Origin of the sequence: Streptomyces sp. XY006, assembly GCF_002237655.1 — a bacterium.
GTDB classification, from domain to species: Bacteria; Actinomycetota; Actinomycetes; order Streptomycetales; family Streptomycetaceae; genus Streptomyces; species Streptomyces levis.
The window spans coordinates 1-794 of the sequence record NZ_NOKT01000072.1; the positions used below are offsets into that span (position 1 = coordinate 1).

Below are 794 nucleotides of genomic sequence, written 5' to 3' on the forward strand. Positions count from 1 at the left end.
CGGATGGTGTTGAGCCGGGTGAGCAGGGGGGTGATGGTGCGGCCCTCGCGTTCGGCGGTGTCCCAGTCGCGGGGCCTGAGCTGGTACTTCTCCGAGTCGAGGTACTCCTCGCTGCCTTCGCGCAGCGGGGTGTTCTCGCACAGTTCGTAGCCGGAGTAGATGCCCCAGGCCGGCGACAGTGTCGCGGCGAGCACGGCACGGACCTCGAAGGCGGGCCGGCCGCCCTGCTGGAGGTAGGCGTGCAGGATGTCGGGGGTGTTGACGAAGAAGTTGGGCCGCATGTAGGAGGCGGCCTCGCCCGACAGCTCGGTCAGGTACTCGGTGAGTTCTTCCTTGGTGTTGCGCCAGGTGAAGTAGGTGTAGGACTGCTGGAAGCCGATCTGGGCCAGGGTGTGCATCATCGCCGGGCGGGTGAACGCCTCGGCCAGGAAGATCACGTCGGGGTCGGTGCGGTTGACGTCCGCGATGACCCGCTCCCAGAAGACGACGGGTTTGGTGTGGGGGTTGTCCACCCGGAAGATGCGCACTCCGCAGTCCATCCAGTGGCGCAGCACCCGGCAGGTCTCGGCGACCAGGCCGTCCATGTCCGCGTCGAAGGCGATGGGGTAGATGTCCTGGTACTTCTTGGGCGGGTTCTCGGCGTAGGCGATGGTGCCGTCGGGCCGGTGGTGGAACCACTCGGGGTGCTTGTGCACCCAGGGGTGGTCCGGGGAGCACTGCAGGGCGAAGTCCAGGGCGATCTCCATGCCCAGCCCGCGGGCCTGCCGCACGAACCAGGTGAAGTCCTCCAGGGT

General features: G+C 67.4%; 1 pseudogene. It reads right to left on the minus strand.

The features are described from left to right. Window positions 1-794: pseudogene (locus CHR28_RS37060) on the minus strand (alpha-1,4-glucan--maltose-1-phosphate maltosyltransferase); the annotation flags it as partial.